Origin of the sequence: Corallococcus aberystwythensis (assembly GCF_003612165.1) — a bacterium.
In the GTDB taxonomy this organism is placed as follows: domain Bacteria; phylum Myxococcota; class Myxococcia; order Myxococcales; family Myxococcaceae; genus Corallococcus; species Corallococcus aberystwythensis.
In genome coordinates this window covers 1-14989 of the sequence record NZ_RAWK01000249.1, presented here as the reverse complement: position 1 = coordinate 14989, position 14989 = coordinate 1, and the positions used below count along the sequence as shown (strand labels likewise).

At 70.3% G+C, this 14989-nt stretch carries 19 protein-coding genes; 11 read left to right on the top strand and 8 right to left on the bottom strand.

The features are described from left to right. Window positions 1-4: 4 nt before the first annotated feature. A complete protein-coding gene (sglT, locus tag D7W81_RS31975) occupies window positions 5-640 on the bottom strand; it encodes a type IV pili motility protein SglT (protein WP_120559193.1) in 636 nt (211 codons plus the stop codon). Window positions 641-807: 167 nt separating this feature from the next. Between sglT and D7W81_RS31970 the strand changes: the two genes are divergently transcribed. The 3 genes from D7W81_RS31970 to D7W81_RS31960 are packed head-to-tail and all read left to right on the top strand — an operon-like array spanning window position 808 to window position 2713. Next, window positions 808-1749, top strand: a complete 942-nt coding sequence (locus D7W81_RS31970; RefSeq protein WP_120559192.1) for an alpha/beta fold hydrolase — start codon at window positions 808-810, stop codon at window positions 1747-1749. 32 nt (window positions 1750-1781) lie between these two features. Continuing rightward, on the top strand, window positions 1782-2210 hold the full coding sequence (locus D7W81_RS31965) for a hypothetical protein (RefSeq protein ID WP_120559191.1): 429 nt from the start codon (window positions 1782-1784) through the stop codon (window positions 2208-2210). Then, complete coding sequence (locus D7W81_RS31960; protein ID WP_120559190.1) at window positions 2207-2713, top strand: hypothetical protein; 507 nt, start codon at window positions 2207-2209, stop codon at window positions 2711-2713. Before D7W81_RS31965 ends, D7W81_RS31960 begins: the two co-directional genes overlap by 4 nt. A 63-nt stretch (window positions 2714-2776) precedes the next feature. On the opposite strand, the gene D7W81_RS31955 is transcribed toward D7W81_RS31960, so the two are convergent. The 3 genes from D7W81_RS31955 to D7W81_RS31945 are packed head-to-tail and all read right to left on the bottom strand — an operon-like array spanning window position 2777 to window position 5948. Then, on the bottom strand, window positions 2777-3973 hold the full coding sequence (locus D7W81_RS31955; RefSeq protein ID WP_120559189.1) for a class I SAM-dependent rRNA methyltransferase: 1197 nt from the start codon (window positions 3971-3973) through the stop codon (window positions 2777-2779). Continuing rightward, entirely contained in the window at window positions 3970-4809 is an 840-nt protein-coding gene (locus D7W81_RS31950) for an HAD-IIB family hydrolase (protein ID WP_120559188.1), read from the bottom strand. The genes D7W81_RS31955 and D7W81_RS31950 overlap by 4 nt, the downstream gene beginning before the upstream one ends. After that, a complete protein-coding gene (locus D7W81_RS31945) occupies window positions 4806-5948 on the bottom strand; it encodes a hypothetical protein (RefSeq protein WP_120559187.1) in 1143 nt (380 codons plus the stop codon). Before D7W81_RS31945 ends, D7W81_RS31950 begins: the two co-directional genes overlap by 4 nt. 88 nt (window positions 5949-6036) lie before the next feature. Here D7W81_RS31945 and D7W81_RS31940 point away from each other — a divergent pair, with 88 nt between their 5' ends. The 4 genes from D7W81_RS31940 to D7W81_RS31925 are packed head-to-tail and all read left to right on the top strand — an operon-like array spanning window position 6037 to window position 8488. Then, complete coding sequence (locus D7W81_RS31940) at window positions 6037-6978, top strand: magnesium transporter CorA family protein (RefSeq protein ID WP_120559186.1); 942 nt, start codon at window positions 6037-6039, stop codon at window positions 6976-6978. 43 nt (window positions 6979-7021) lie between these two features. Further along, window positions 7022-7807 (top strand): alpha/beta fold hydrolase, encoded by a 786-nt coding sequence (locus D7W81_RS31935; protein ID WP_120559185.1) that lies wholly within the window; start codon window positions 7022-7024, stop codon window positions 7805-7807. 36 nt (window positions 7808-7843) lie between these two features. After that, window positions 7844-8113: a carboxymuconolactone decarboxylase family protein gene (locus D7W81_RS31930; protein WP_120559184.1), complete on the top strand. Its 270-nt coding sequence runs from the start codon at window positions 7844-7846 to the stop codon at window positions 8111-8113. A 30-nt stretch (window positions 8114-8143) separates the two neighbouring features. Further along, entirely contained in the window at window positions 8144-8488 is a 345-nt protein-coding gene (locus D7W81_RS31925) for a carboxymuconolactone decarboxylase family protein (RefSeq protein ID WP_120559183.1), read from the top strand. A 3-nt stretch (window positions 8489-8491) separates the two neighbouring features. On the opposite strand, the gene D7W81_RS31920 is transcribed toward D7W81_RS31925, so the two are convergent. The 4 genes from D7W81_RS31920 to D7W81_RS31905 all read right to left on the bottom strand — a co-directional run bounded on the left by D7W81_RS31920 (window position 8492) and on the right by D7W81_RS31905 (window position 11949). Continuing rightward, entirely contained in the window at window positions 8492-8872 is a 381-nt protein-coding gene (locus D7W81_RS31920) for a hypothetical protein (RefSeq protein WP_120559182.1), read from the bottom strand. A 36-nt stretch (window positions 8873-8908) separates the two neighbouring features. Beyond that, window positions 8909-9916, bottom strand: a complete 1008-nt coding sequence (locus tag D7W81_RS31915; RefSeq protein ID WP_120559181.1) for a dipeptidase — start codon at window positions 9914-9916, stop codon at window positions 8909-8911. Window positions 9917-9976: 60 nt separating this feature from the next. Further along, the gene (locus D7W81_RS31910) at window positions 9977-11110 is read right to left on the bottom strand and encodes a serine/threonine-protein kinase (RefSeq protein WP_120559180.1); all 1134 of its coding nucleotides are present in this window, start codon (window positions 11108-11110) and stop codon (window positions 9977-9979) included. Window positions 11111-11331: 221 nt separating this feature from the next. Next, window positions 11332-11949, bottom strand: coding sequence for a hypothetical protein (locus D7W81_RS31905; RefSeq protein ID WP_244227556.1), 618 nt, complete (start codon window positions 11947-11949; stop codon window positions 11332-11334). 337 nt (window positions 11950-12286) lie between these two features. Between D7W81_RS31905 and thiS the strand changes: the two genes are divergently transcribed. Genes thiS through D7W81_RS31885 form a run of 4 tightly spaced genes read left to right on the top strand, consistent with a single transcriptional unit; the run spans window position 12287 to window position 14985 of the window. Further along, the gene (gene thiS, locus D7W81_RS31900; RefSeq protein WP_120559178.1) at window positions 12287-12490 is read left to right on the top strand and encodes a sulfur carrier protein ThiS; all 204 of its coding nucleotides are present in this window, start codon (window positions 12287-12289) and stop codon (window positions 12488-12490) included. Between the two features lie 26 nt (window positions 12491-12516). Next, complete coding sequence (locus D7W81_RS31895; protein WP_120552339.1) at window positions 12517-13302, top strand: thiazole synthase; 786 nt, start codon at window positions 12517-12519, stop codon at window positions 13300-13302. 2 nt (window positions 13303-13304) lie between these two features. Continuing rightward, window positions 13305-13919: a thiamine phosphate synthase gene (locus tag D7W81_RS31890; protein WP_120559177.1), complete on the top strand. Its 615-nt coding sequence runs from the start codon at window positions 13305-13307 to the stop codon at window positions 13917-13919. A 22-nt stretch (window positions 13920-13941) separates the two neighbouring features. Next, on the top strand, window positions 13942-14985 hold the full coding sequence (locus D7W81_RS31885; RefSeq protein ID WP_120559176.1) for a hypothetical protein: 1044 nt from the start codon (window positions 13942-13944) through the stop codon (window positions 14983-14985). Window positions 14986-14989: the final 4 nt, after the last annotated feature.

Genomic DNA, 14989 nt, shown 5'->3' with positions numbered 1-14989 from the left:
CGCCCTACCCGCCCGCCAGCCGCTGGAGCCATGCCGCCGCCGCTCGCCCCACCTGGGGAAGGTTGCGATGGAAGGTCGCCCCGGCATCGTCGATGACCTCTAAATCGCCCCCGGCCTCGGCGACAGCGGCGGCCAGCGCCGCCCGGGGCACCCGGGTGTCCTCCGCCCCGACAATCACGAGCAGCGGACACGACAGTCGCACGAGTGACAGCGGGTCCACATCCGGCGCCACCAGACACAGTCCGCCCACCGCCGGGTGCCGCTCCTGGAGCGCCAGCGCCACCCGGGCCCCGCCATGCAGCGACGCCACCGCGAGCGCGGACGTGCCCGCGTTCTCCAGCGTCACCCGCATCGCGGCCTCCGCGTCCTCCACCAGTGCCCCACCGGAGCCCCGGACGCCCTGGCTGGCGCCCACGCCCCGGTGGTTGAAGCGCAGGGTGGGAAAGCCCGCCCGCGCCACCGCGAAGGCCACCTCCGCCGCCAGGACGTGATCCATCCCGCCCCCTTCTTCCGGCCGGGGCGGGAGGATGAGCAGCGGCGGCGATTTCTGGCCCCGGTGCACCGTGCCCTCCATCACCGCGCCGTCCGAACCCACGGGGATGAGCGTGGAGCGCTCCAGGAACTGACCTTTCTGGACCATGCCCCCACCTTAACCGCCCCCTCCCGTCCCCCGGCCGGAGTTCCGGCGACGCAGCGCGTTGCACACATTCCGTGACCTGCTCGCAACTTTTCGGCGGTTCGGGTGAGAATGGATCAACGCAGCAAGCTTTCCCTCCCCCCTTCAAAAATCCGCAGGAGCCTCAAGCCATGGGAACCATCGGGCGCACCTCCACCAACAACATCGCGCGCACCCCCACGACGGGGACGACGCCGGCCACCACGGCCAAGCCGGCCACCCCGGTTGCGGCGAAGCCGGCCAACACCGTGAAGGACGGCTTCGACGCCAAGGCGACGAACAGCGCGGTGCGCACCGCGGCCCCTGCGGCCGTGTTCACCGCCCCGGCGGGTGCGAAGGACAAGGCCTATGACGGCAAGATCATGGGCAAGGGCGGGCAGGCCTTCGACGCCAGCACCCCGCTGAGCCAGATCCCGGCCTACGAGCCCAAGGGCGGCGTGAAGCAGCCCGGCACCATCATCTACGTGAACGGGATGATGACGGACAAGGGTGGCCAGGAGACCACGATGCAGGCCATCGCGGACAAGACGGGCCAGAAGACCATCGGTATCCACAACTCCACCGAGGGCTTCTTCAAGGACCTGGGCCAGTGCGTGACGGACAAGATGGACAAGGGCAAGAACCCGGCCGTGGATACGCTGGCGGACTCGCTCTACACGGAGCTGAAGGCCGGCCGTGACGTGCACCTGATGGCGCACAGCCAGGGTGGCCTCATCACCAGCCGCGCGCTGAACGACGTGGCCAAGCGGCTGCGCATCGAAGACGGGCTGTCCCCCGCGCAGGTGCAGGAGAAGCTGGGCAAGGTCTCCGTGGAGACCTTCGGCGCCGCGGCGGCGACCTACCCGGACGGCCCCAAGTACGTCCACTACGTCAACGACAAGGACCCCGTGCCGGGCCTCTTCGGCCTGGGCACCAGCGGCAAGGGCCCCCTGGACCTGATCAAGCACGCCGGCAAGGACGCGAAGATCCACTACTTCTCCGAGAAGAGCATCTTCTCCGGCGCGCACAACATCAACGACACGTACCTCAACCAGCGCGTCCCGTTCGACCAGGCCCGCGCCGGCAATTTCTGAGGTAGGCAACGGCCTGTGCTATGACTGCACGTATGACGCTCGAAGATGCCCAGCGACTGGTGCAGTCATTCATCCGGGCCCACGGAGGCGATGCTCAGGCCTCCGGGCTGAACGCGAAGGGATTCGGCGGCGCCGCGCTCGGCGACGCGCAGGTCTACTTCGAACACGTGAAGGACTCTGGGGCGCTGAAGTGCAGCGCCCTCATCTACCGCTTCCGCGACGCGCCCCGTCCGGGCGTCATCGACGGCTTCCGTGACGAAGAGAAGAAGGGCACGGACACCGGCGGCGGCAAGGTGGACTACGAGACCGAGAACAAGAGCCTCTTCCTGAGCCGCACGTACGGCGTGGTGCCGGCGGAGCAGCAGTTCAAGGAAGATGTCGACCGGCTCGTGGAAGCCAGCCTCGTGTGGGGCGACGAGGTCTTCAATCGCGTCGCGGACCGCGTCATCCCCGCGAAGTGATCAGCTCCTTTACCAGCAAGCTGCAGTGGCTCTTGTCCTCCATGGGCATGGCGCGTCCTGCGCCGTCCTCGGGCGGACCGATGACGCGCGACGCGGCCCGGCAGCTGGTGAAGTGGTACCTCCAGACGCAAGGCGCCGGCGTCACCGAAGGCCTCAATGAGCAGGGACTGGGCGGCATGCTCAACGGCGAGGGCCAGTACGCCTTCGAGCACGTCGAGTCCCCTCCCGCGCTCAAGTGCAGCGCCCTCATCTACCGGTTCCGGGAGCCGCCCAAGCCCGGCATCATCGAGGGCTTCCATCAGCAGCAGGAGAACGGCACGGACACCGGCGGCGGCAACGTCGACTTCGAGCCCGGCAGCGGCAGCCTCTTCCTGACCCGCACCTACGAAGTCGTTCCGGACGGCCGCGAGTTCGCCCGCGACCTGGACCGGCTGGGCAAGGCCAGCGTCGTCTGGGGCAAGGACGTGCTGGACCGCGTGGCCCACCAGGTCTTCGGGACCTGAGCGCTCCGGGCTCCCACGAGGGCGCGCCTCTCAGTCAGGCGCGCCCCGGGACCGCACCGGCCGCTACACCGCCTGCATCACGTAGAACTTGAGGTACTTCCCTTCCGGGAACTGCAGGCGCACGGGGTGGTCCGGCGGCTGGTAGCGCTCCTCCACCAGCGCCAGGTCCACGCCAGCCTTGAAGCCCGCCTCGCGCACGGCGCCCATGAACATGTCCCCCGTCACGCGCGCGGAGCACGACGCCGTGGCCAGCAGGCCGCCGGGACGCAGGAGCGCCAGGGCCTGCCGGTTGAGGGACGCGTAGCCGTCCACGGCCGCCTCCACCGCGCGCTGGGTCTTCGCGAAGGCGGGCGGGTCCAGGATGATGAGGTCGAACGTGCGGCCCTCCTCCTTGAACGACTGGATGATCGCGAACACGTCCGCCGCCAGGAAGTCGTGCTTCGCCGCGGGCAGCCCGTTGCGCGTGAAGTTCTCCCGCGCCAGGGCGATGGCCTCCGGGTCCTGATCCACGGAGAAGACGCTGTTGGCCCCGCCCAGCGCGGCGTTCACGGAGAAGCCGCCGCTGAAGCTGAAGCAGTTGAGCACGTCCCTCCCCTGCCCCAGCCGCCGCATGAGGTGGCGGTTCTCGCGCTGATCCAGGAAGAACCCCGTCTTCTGCCCCTTCCACGCGTCCACCAGGAAGATGGCGCCGCGCTCGCGGATGGGGATGAGCTCCGGGGCCTCCTCGCCCCACAGCATCTTCCCGCTGCCGCGCCCGTCGTCCTCCTCCACGTCGTCGCGTCCCACCTCGTCACGGCCGAGGATGCCCTTGAGGCCCGGGACGCCCGCCTTCAGCGCCTCCACGATGAGGGGGCGGTAGGGGGTGAGCCCCGCGGAGTACAGCTTCATCACCGCCCAGCCCGCGTACAGGTCCACCACCACGCCGGGCAGGCCGTCACCCTCGCCGTGGATGAGGCGGTAGCTGTCCGTGTCCTTCAGGTCGATGAGGGACGTGCGCGCGGCCAGCGAGCGCTGCACGCGCTGGGTGATGAAGCGCGAGTCCACCGTCTCGCGCGAGTCCCGCGTGAGCACGCGCACCGCGATGGCCGAGTGCGGATCGTAGTACCCACGCGCGACGAACTTCCCGTTCTCCGTCAGGTCCACCACGCTGCCGGCAGGAATCCGCGGCATGTGCTCCAGGGCCTTGCGGAACACCCACGGGTGCCCCGCACGCAGGTGACGCCCCAGGCCCCGGGCCAGCTCCAGCTTCACGACATTCACGTTGAAACTCCTCGACTGCGGACCGTCCGGCGGCGGGCGAGGAGGGCACGCGCCAGCTCCTCGAAGCCCCGCCCCTCGGGCGCCCGGGTGATGAAGGCCGGCGGCGCGTCAATGCGGTCCAGCACCGCGCGCACGTTGGCCACGCCCACGCCCAGCTTGAACGCCTGGAACATCGGAGCGTCGTTGAAAGAATCCCCCGCGTAGACGTACCGGCCGTCCGCGGGGTCCAGCTTCTCGCCCCACGCCACCTTCGCGAAGCGGCGCGACGCGGAGAGCTTGTCGAAGCGGCCCAGCCAGCAGTTGACGTGGACGGACGACCGCACCGCCGTCACGCCCCGCGCCCGCAGCAGCGACTCGATGCGGGACGCACCCTCATCGCCCAGCCGGGCCTCCTCGTTGTAATCCACCGCCAGGTCCACTTCCGTATAGCGGCTGTCCACGGACAGCCGCGCGCCGGGCACCTGGGCGAGCACGCGCTGGACCTCCTGCTCCAGGCGCTGCCGGTTCGCCACGCGCTGGGCGGGCGGCTCCAGGTACACCTTGCGCAGCTTCCCCCTGGCGTCCTTGAGGAAGAACAGCCCGCCGTTCTCCACGACGACACCGTCCACGGGGAGCTGCCGGGCCCAGGCCTCGCCCCACCCCGCCGGACGGCCGCTCACCAGCACCACGCGCAGGCCGGACGCGGACAGCTGCTCCAGGGCCCGTATCGTCTGGCTGCGCAGCTTGTGGCCCGTCGTCAGCGTGCCATCCACGTCGGTGAAGACGCCCTGCACGCCGGACAGGTCCGCCTGCCTCAAGGGGCGCGGCTCCGCGGCCTTCGCATTCACGGCCGTCACATCACGTCCAGTTGCGCGAGCTGGGCCTGGAAGGACTCAATGGTGGTGAGCAGCTCCGGGCCCGTGAGCGTGGCGAGCTTCAGCTTGCGCGCCTTGCGCAGGAACGCGTCCATGGTCGCGTCCCGGCCATAGAGGGACTGCGCGCTGGCCGCGGCCTCCGCCAGCGCCTTGGCGGACGCGGCCGGATCCTTCTTCGACTGCGCCAGCGCGCGCTCCAGGCGCACGCCGCACGCGGCCCACACCTCGCGGTCGTGGAGGATGAGCAGCTGGCGCTGGTTCACCGCGGACAGGCTGCGCACCAGTTCATCCAGGCCCTCCGTCACCGTCAGCAGCCGTGCCTTCTCCGGAGTGGACTCGAGCGCGAGCGCGCCAATCTCCGCGCGGGCCTCGACGATGTGGCGCTTGTCCTGCGCGCGCAGGTTCCGGTACGCGGCGGTGCGGCCGAAGGCGTCCAGCTCCGTCTGGAGCTGCTGCGCGTTCCAGAGCACCTCCTCCGGCTTCGCGTCTCGCACCTTGTTGAGCCGCGCCGCGACGATGCGCGACAGGTCGGACGTGATGGCGCGCACGGTGACGGCCGCCTTCACCTCCGCCTCGTAGCCGGGCACCACCTGGGCGCGAGACACCTCGCCGAAGCTGCTCGCGGACTCGAAGACGAGCTGGCTCATCTGTTCGCGGTAGTCGGACCGGAAACGTTGGATTTCCGCCAGCAGCTGCCAGCGGTCGCTCACCACGGACGGGTTGCGCATGGCTTCACCCAGCTGGGTGATGCTCTGGGCCAGCCGCGCCATGCCCTCCTGGAGCATGGTGGGCACGTCCGCGGGGCCCTTGCGGGACGCGGACGGCTGCGGCGTGCCGGGGAACTGCTCCCGGATGACGTTGAGCAGCGCGTTGACGTCCATCACCGTGTCGCGGATGACGGGTGCCATCTCCTCCCACAGCGACAGGTCGGGGCTGGCGTCGACGACGGGCGTCTCATACTTCACCAGGTCCAGGTCGCTCAGCCGGGAGATGGCCTGGGCCGCGGCGAGATACACCGCGCGCAGCCGCGCGGAGAAGGCGCGGTCGGGCAGCGACTGGAGGATTTGTTCGAGCCTCGGGGTCAAGGAGGCCGGAGGAGGATTCTCGGCGGCAGCGGACACGTTGCCCCCACTCTACCGCTCGACATCGCGTCCGGGGAGTTCTAGCAAGCGTCCCGGGCCGGTTGGGTGGCCCGGGGAGTCCACGGAAATGATCCAGGTCTGTCTGTGGGAGGACGGCAGGGCTGTTTCAGGGGGTGAGGAGCTGCTCGACCGGCCGGGACCCAAGTGGATCGACGTCCTGGAGCCGGACGCGGAGGTGATGGGCCGGCTGGCCGACCGCTTCCAGCTGCACCGCCTGGCGGTGGAGGATTGCCTGCACCTGGACCAGCGGCCCAAGCTGGAGGAGTACCCGCACCACCAGTTCATCGTGATGCAGGGCTTCAGCTGCGGGCCGGACGTCACGGAGCTCACGCTGCACGAGCACCACTTCTTCCTCGCGCAGGACTGGCTCATCAGCGTGCATGCGCTGCGCCTGCCCGGCCTCGATGCGGTCCTGCGCCGCGTGAAGGACGACCCCGCGGGCACGCTGGGCCGAGGCGTGGACGTCGTCCTCTACCTGCTCACGGACGCGCTGGTGGACGCGCAGTTCCCCATCATGGACGACTTCGGCGACCAGCTGGACGGGTTGGAGGACGCCATCTTCGCCCAGCCGGATCCAGAGCACCTGCAGCGCATCTTCCAGCTCAAGCGCGCGCTGGTGACGCTGCGCCGCGTGCTGTCCCCGCAGCGGGACGTGGTGGGCATGCTGTCGCGCCGGGGCATCCCGCAGATCCAGGAGAAGACGACGCTGTACTTCCGCGACGTCTATGACCACCTCATCCGGCTCTACGAGCAGATCGACTCCAGCCGCGACGTCGTGGGCAACGTGATGGACGGCTACCTGTCCATGGTGGCCCAACGCACCAACGACATCAGCAAGCAGCTCACCATCTTCGCCACCCTCTTCCTGCCCCTGTCCTTCATCGTGGGGTTCTTCGGACAGAACTTCGAACAGTTGACGGGACCGGGCTGGTACGCCGCCATGTGGGTGACCATGGTGGGCTTCCCTGTGGGGCTGGTCGGCTGGTTCAAGTACAAGAAGTGGATCTGACGCCGCACCCGGGACGGGCCTCGAGGGCCCGATGCGAGGACGCATGCTGACGGTCACCGTGGATGGGATTCCGCTGTACTACCGGGACGTGGGCCAGGGGTTGCCGGTGCTGCTCCTGCACGCCTTCCCGTTGGATGGCTCCGCGTTCGACCGGCAGGTGGCCGCGCTGTCCGGGCGCTACCGCTTCCTCGTGCCGGACCTGCGCGGCTTCGGGCAGAGCCGGCTGGGTCAAGGCCCCACGGAGATGCGCACACTGGCGCAGGACGCGCTCGCGCTGCTGGACGCGCTGAACATCGACGCGGCGGTGGTGGGCGGCGTGTCCATGGGCGGCTACGCGGTCCTGGCCCTGCTGCGCGAGGACCCGGGCCGGGTACGCGGGCTGGTGCTTTCGGACACGCAGTGCACCGCGGATGACGCCGCGGGGCGGGACAAGCGCGAGGCCACCGCGCAGCAGGCACTGAAGGAAGGCACGGCGTCCGTCGTCCAGGGGCTGATCCCCAAGCTGGTCCACACGGGGCCGGAGTCACCGGTGGGCCTCGAGGTGATGAAGCTGGGCCTGTCCGTGTCGCCGGAGTCCATTGCCGCCGCGCAGCGGGGCATGGCGCTGCGGCTGGACAGCAAGGACCTGCTCGCGCGCTACGCCGGGCCCGCGCTGGTCGTGGTGGGCGAGCACGACACGGTGACGCCCCTGGCGAAGGCGAAGCAGATGGCGGACCTGGTCCAGGGCGCGCGGCTGGAGGTCATCCCTGGCGCGGCCCACCTGCCCAACCAGGAACAGCCGGACGCCTTCAACACGGTGCTGGACAGCTTCCTTGCGTCACTGGCCTGATGGGCGGCGTCCCGTCGTCCGCCAGGGAAGTGCGCGATGAAGAAGTCCCCCACCCCGGAAGCCATGTACCTGCCCGACGTCGAGTCGCACGAATCCGACGGGCACTACGGGAAGCTGATCGCCATGGCGCGCGAGGGAGGCATGACGCCGCCGGGCATCTGGCACCTGTTCGCGTTCAAGCCGCGCATGACGGACGCGCTGTCCGCCTTCACCCACGAGGTGATGCGCGGTCCGTCCCCGCTGTCGGCCGGGCTGCGGGAGCTCATCGCCGCGTATACGTCGCGGCGCAACGCCTGCGTATTTTGAACGGGTTCTCACGCCGCGGTCGCGGCGGAATTGCTGGGCAGCAAGGAGCGCGTCCAGGCAGTGCTGGACGAGGTGAGGACGGCCCCCATCCCGGAGGCCGAGAAGGCGTTGTTCGCCTTCGTGGACCAACTCAACGACGCGCCCGGAGACGTGCGCCGGGAGGACGTGGAGCGCCTGAAAGCGGCCGGCTGGACGGACGAGGCCGTCTACGACGCTGTGTCCGTCTGCGCCCTCTTCAACTTCTACAACCGGTGGATTGATGGCACCGGCGTCCAGGGCCTCTCGCCGGCCATGTACGAGCGGTCCGGGAAGCGCATGGCGGCGGGCGGCTATCTGCCCGCGCCGCCGTCCTCCGGAGGAGAACCGGAGCGCTGAGCCTCAGGGCTGGCAGACGGCCTGCGCGTCCTGCACGGCGCACGACGAGCAATCCGCCGTCTTCACCAGCACGCCCTGCTGGCACGTGAGGAGCGCGGCGCCGTTCGGGCTGCACACGCCCTTGCCCTCCGCGTCCGTGGCGCACCCGTCGTTCTCCTGGTTGAGGGACGTGTCGCACCGCACGCTGTCCGCCAGCTCCCGGCAGCCCAGCGGCCCTCGGCACGCCAGCGGACGCCAGGTGCCGTTGCGGCACTCCAGGGCCTGCGCGTCGTCCTGGCACACGTAGTCGCCGCCGTCACACGAGTCGCCCGAGCCCGGCCCACCACAGCCGGAAAGAAGGAAGAAACCGACGAGAGACAGGAGCGCGAGGGGAAGACGGTTCATGGGTGCCGGCGACTCTTCGCGACAGGTTTTTCGCTGTCAACCGCCGCCTAACGTCTCGCGGAAGTAACGCCGCAAGTTGCCACCCATCACACGTTCCACCCACGACTCCGGGTGTCGTTTGAGCAGTGCCTCCGTGAGGCGCGGCAGATCCGTCACGTCCCGCATGCCGCGGGGCAGCGCCACCATGCCGTCGTAGTCCGAGCCCACGCCCACCCCCTCCTCCCCCATGATGTCCACCGCGTGCTCCACGTGGCGGACCACGTCGTCAAACGTGTCGCCGCCCAGGTACACCGGCGCCAGGATGATGCTCACCACGCCGCCGCGCTGGGCAATGGTGCGCAGGGCCTCGTCGGACAGGTTTCGCCAGCCGCCACCCGCGGCGCGCACGCCGGTGTGCGAACAGAAGTAGCGCACGGTGGGGTGCGCGAAGAGGTCCGTGAGCGTCTGCTCGGAGGCGTGCGCCACGTCCACGCTCAGCCCCAGGCGGGCCATCTCCTCCATCACCTGGTGCCCCAGCGGCGTCAGCCCCCGGTTGCCCATCATGGGAAAGGACGAACCGCCCAGGTCATTGTTGGACAGGTGCGTGAGCCCCATGAAGCGCACCCCGCGCCGGTGCAGCTCCGCGAGCCGATCCACCTGGCCTTCAATCGCGTGGCCGCCCTCCACCCCCAGCACCGCCGACAGCCGCCCGTTCGCGAGGTTGTCCTCCAGCCCCGCCCCGGTGGTGGCGACGCGCACGGTGTCCCCGGAGCGGGCGCAGAAGGCGTCCAGCCTCTCAATCTGCCAGAGCGCGCGCGTCCACTCGCCGCCGCGCGCCTCGCGGGGCCACTTGCGCCACGCGGCGAACAGCGGGAAGCCGCCAATGAACGGGAAGCCCCGGGTCACCAGCGTGAAGCACTGCAGCTTCACCCCCGCCTCGCGCAGGCGGGGAAAGTCCACGTGCCCCTCCGTGGACCGCTCGCACAGGTCGCGGTTCCACATCAGCGAATCCGCGTGTCCGTCCGCGATGCACCACTGCCGGTGCAGCTCCTTCACGTCACCCATGCCAGCAGTCTTCGCCACGCCCTCCCGCGATGACAAGCACCCCGGGACGTCTGGAAGTCCTCACGTCCAGTCCGCGCCTTCGTCGTCGCAGCCGTCCCAGAGGTCGTCCTCCAGCGGCAGCCCGGCCTCCGCTTCCCCCACGGGCCCCACGAGCGCGTCCGTGCGCACCTCCGACACCTCATGCAGCGCTTCCGGAGGGCCATAGGGACGCCCTTGCACGTTCAGCAGGGCCCGGAGCGCGTCCCGCAGCTCCGCGCCCGTCTGGAAGCGCAGGTCGCGGTCGCGCTGGAGCACCCGCTGGAGCACCTCCCGCATGCCCGGCGACAGCCCCCGCGTGGCCTGCTCCACGTGCGCTGACGTCAGGCACGCCATGCGCGCGGCCATCAGCGGCGCGGGGAGCCAGCTGGGCGTCTCCGCGCACAGCCCGCGCGTGCCGGACAGGGGCTGGGCCAGCTGCGCGGCGCGCTCCACGTCCTCCAGGTCCAGCAGGTGCAGCCCGGTGAGCAGCTCCAGCAGCACCATCCCCAGCGAGAACAGGTCCGCGCGGCCATCCAGGGGCTGTCCCTCCAGGGCCTCCGGCGAGGCATAGGCCACGTCCCCGCGCACGAGCCCCGGCTCCGTCACCATGCGCCCGGGCAGCCGCGACCACGCGAGCGCGAAGTCCGCCAGCCGCACCCGCCCGTGCACGTCCACGCGCACGGAGCGGGGGCTGACGTCGCGGTGCACCACGCCCACGGGCAGGCCGCGCGCGTCCTCCAGCGCATGGGCGTGGTGGAGCGCGTCCGCCACCTCCGCGCCCACGTACGCGGCGAACGCCTCCGAGAAGGGCCGCCGCCGCAGCGCCGCGAAGCTGGACAGCGTCTCCAGGCACGGCCCGTCCACGTACTCCGTCACCAGGTGGGGCGCGCCGTCGTGCACCCGCACCAGGTACACCGGCGCGATGGCCGGGTGGGACAGGCGCATGAGCAGCTTCACCTCTTCGCGCAGCCGCGCCCGCGCCACGTCATCCGTCACGTCGCGCAGGCGTTTGATCAGCACCAGCCCCCCCGGCGTGCGCGCGTAGTGCCGGCGGGCGAGCAGCAGCTCCCCTCCGGCGCGCGACCCCAGGTAGCGCACCAGCTCATAGGACGTGGCCCCGGTGGTGAAGAGGATGAAGGGCCGGGCTGCGGAGTACGCGGGGGGCTGGGTGGCCATCGTGGGTGACGCTCCTGACGGGAGAAGGCGCTTCCCGGGCGTGGGAAGGCATGAGGAACTCCTCACGCCCGCGTCCTACCACCCGGGTCAGACATCCCCATCCGACCCCACCGGGCATTTCCCCGACTAAAAAGGAAACGGCCCCCACCGTGAGGGTGGGAGCCGCCGCCTTCAAGTATTTCCCCAGTCCGTGAAGGACAGGTGCGCGTGAGGCGCGGGGATTACTTGTCCATCTTCTTGATGGGCGCCACCAGGGTCACGTCGCGAGCGACCATGTCCTTGCCGTCCATCACGTAGGAGGCGCGCACCTGCGAGCCTTCCTTGATGTCGTCCAGCTTCACCGCGCGGCTGCCGTTGTCCATCACCGCGGTCTTGTCGTTGGTCTTGATCTTCAGTTCCTTGTTGGTGCTGTCCACCAGCGTCAGCGTGTCGCCGGACTTGGACAGCACGCGGCCGTTGACGGTCGTGGCCGCCGCGGCGGAGGTGGCGCCGGCCATGCCGGAGCCGCCCGTGGCCAGTTCCTCGTTGCGGTTGGCCCGATCCTCGGCCAGGTCCTCGTTGCGGTTCGCCTGGGCCTCGGCCAGGTCCTGCTCCTCGTCACGGACCTCCTCGTTGGCGCTGGCGATCTTGTCGTTCGCGTCCTGGCGCGCCTCCGCGACGTCCTCGTTGGCGCCCTCCTGCGCGGACGCCAGCTCCCTGCTCTCGTCCTGACGGGCCTCCGCCGTCTCCTGCGCCGCTTCCTGACGGGCCTCGGCGACGTCCTCGCGCTGATCCTGGACGTCGTCCTTCTTGCAGCCGGTGACCATCGTCAGACCCGCGACCGCCGTGACCGCAATCATGAGCTTCCGCATGTGTGACCGCCCCCTGTGAGTGTGTTCTTGAGTGCCGGTGATTTGTTCCCCGGCGTTGGGCAGAAACTGGGCGCTCACCCCGTACCTGCACAGCGCTTGTCGCCACGCATGGGCATGCCCAGGGGCGGCCTGCGCAAGAGGGAGGGCCTGGTCCCCTGCCTGCTGGGGAAGCGGAACAAAACGCACCTGTGCTCGAAAAATCCGTTCCCGTCCGCTGTAGCAGCCCTGTTGCGTGGGGGAGGCTGTGCGTTGACAGGGCAGAACCGCCCTTGTACTGGCACCGGCGGGTCCCGTCCGTAGGGGGGCCGGAAGGAGCCGTGAGGCCGTGAACGTGTGGGTCAACGGAGAAGCGCGGACGCTGCCGGAGGGCAGCACCCTTTCGTCCCTGCTGGCGCTGCTGGCGTTGGGCAGCGGCCCGGGGGTGGCGGTGGAGGTGAACGCGGAGGTGGTACGCCGCGCCCGTCATCCCGAGCACCGGCTCCAGGACGGAGACCGGGTGGAGATCGTCACCTTCGTGGGTGGCGGGTGAGCGCAGGCCCTTACGAGGAGACGGTCATGAGCGGCATCGCGGACAAGCCTTTCACGCTGGCGGGGGTGACGTTCACCTCGCGGCTCATCGTCGGGACGGGGAAGTACCCCAGCCACGAGGTGATGAAGCAGTGCCACGAAGCGTCGGGCGCGGAGCTCGTCACGGTGGCGGTGCGGCGGTTGGATTTGAAGGCGACGGGCGAGGCGTCGCTGATGAACTGGATCGACCGCAACAAGATGCGCCTCTTGCCCAACACGGCGCTCTGCTACACGGCGGAGGACGCGGTGCGCACGTGCCGGCTGGCGGAAGAGCTGGGCATGAGCAAGTGGGTGAAGCTGGAGGTCCTGGGCGACGAGAAGACGCTCTACCCGGACGTCGAGGAGACGGTGAAGGCGGCGCGCATCCTGGTGAAGGAAGGCTTCACGGTGCTGCCGTACACCAGCGACGACCCCATCACGGCGCGCAAGCTGGAGGACGCGGGCTGCGCGGCGGTGATGCCGCTGGCGGCGCCCATCGGCAGCGGGCTGGGCATCCGCAACCCGCACAACCTGCGGCTCATCCGCGAGGTGGTGAAGGTGCCGGTCATCGTGGACGCGGGCGTGGGCACGGCCTCCGACGCGGCCATCGCGATGGAGCTGGGCGTGGACGCGCTGCTCATGAACACCGCCATCGCGGGCGCGAAGGATCCGGTGCGCATGGCCGTGGCCATGAAGAAGGCGGTGGAGGCCGGCCGCGACGCGTTCCTGGCGGGCCGCATCCCGCGCAAGGCGTACGGCTCCGCGTCCAGCCCCATCGAAGGGCTCGTGGAGTAGCGGTGCCCGCCCTGCCCCGCCTCGTGGTCATCACGGACTGGCGGCTGCCCCGGGCGCGGTTGTTGACCGCGCTGGAGCGGGCGCTGGAGGCGGGGCCGGAGGTCGCCGTGCAGCACCGTCACCCGGAGGCCTCCGGGAGGCTGTTCCTGGAGGAGGCGCGGCTCGTGGCGGAGGTATGCCGGGGCCGGGCGCTGTTCGTGAACGGCCGGCTGGATGTCGCGCTGCTTGTCGGTGCGCACCTGCATCTGCCCGCGTCGGGCCCCGCGCCGAGCGACGTGCGTCCGTTCCTGCCCCCGGACCGGTGGGTGAGCGTGGCGGTGCACGACGCTCGCGAGGCGGAAGACGCGGTGGGGGCGGACCTGGCGCTGGTGAGCCCCGTGTTCGCGCCGGGCTCCAAGCCAGGGGACACGCGCGACACGCTGGGGCCTGCTGGATTCAGGGGGCTCGTGGAGCGGCTGCCCTGCCCCGCCCTGGCGCTGGGCGGCATGACAGCGGAGCGCGCCCGGGAGGTGCCGGGAGCGTGGGGCGCCGCGGTCATCTCCGCCGTGCTGGACGCGGAGGATCCGCGCGAGGCGGCCCGGGCGCTGCTGGACGCATGCCGGCCCCCGCGCGATTGATGCGGCGCTATGCTGCGCGGCCGTGACGCCTTCCCCGACCTCCGTTGAGCTGCGCCCCCTCGCCGTCGGAGAGATCATCGACCGTGCGGCGACGTTCTGGCGCGCGCACCTGAAACCCCTGTTCGTGCTGTGCCTGGGGTTCGACCTGCTCAACTACATCGCGGTCAAGGCCTTCACTGTCGCGATGGCGCGCACGGTGGGCGTGCTGCCCGGGCTGGGGGGCGCTCCCGCGGGCACGGACCCCGCCCAGGCGTTGACCCAGTCCGGCATCATGCTGGGGCTGATGATGGTGTTGTACGTGTTCCTCGTGTGGAACTTCTGGATCGCCACCACGGCGGCGGCCCGGTACGTGGTGCCCGCGAGGCTGGGTGAACCGGTGCGTCCCTCGGAGGGTCTGCGGCGGGCGATGTCGCGCCTGGGCACGCTGACCGCGACCTACCTGCTGTCCATCGTGTGGTCCGTGGGGGTGACGCTCCTGCTGTGCCTGCCCGGCTCCGTCATCATGGGGCTGGGCGTGGTCGCGGCCGTCACCGGCAAGGGCTCTGGCGGCAGCACGGCGGTGAGCATCGCGTTGATCATCATCGGCGCCGTCGTGCTGGGCCTGGGCGCGCTGGCGGCGGTGCTCTGGTACTTCCTGCGCTTCATGCTCCTGCCTCCCGTGCTGGCGATGGAGGACGTGGGCGCGTGGGCGGCCTTCAAGCGCTCCGGGGCCCTGCTGAAGGGCCGCGTCGAACCGGGCTTCATGGGCCGGGGCACGGTGCGGGCCATGGTGCTGTCCACGGTGGTGGGCGGCATCCTCATCGCGGTGAGTCTGGTGTCGGGGCTGCCCGCGTGGATCGTCCGGCTCGCCTACGGTGGCAACCTGTTGGACCCAGCGGCGCAGGCGGCGATTCCGCAGGCGCTGCTCGTCCCCGCGGAGCTGTTGCAGGTGGTGGGACAGTCCTTCTTCACGCCGCTGAGCTTCGTGGTGTCCGCGTTCTTCTATGTGGACATGCGCGTGCGTCGCGAGGGCCTGGATCTGGAGCGGCGCATCGCGACCGCGGAGCCGGCGACGCAGTCCCCCTGACGCC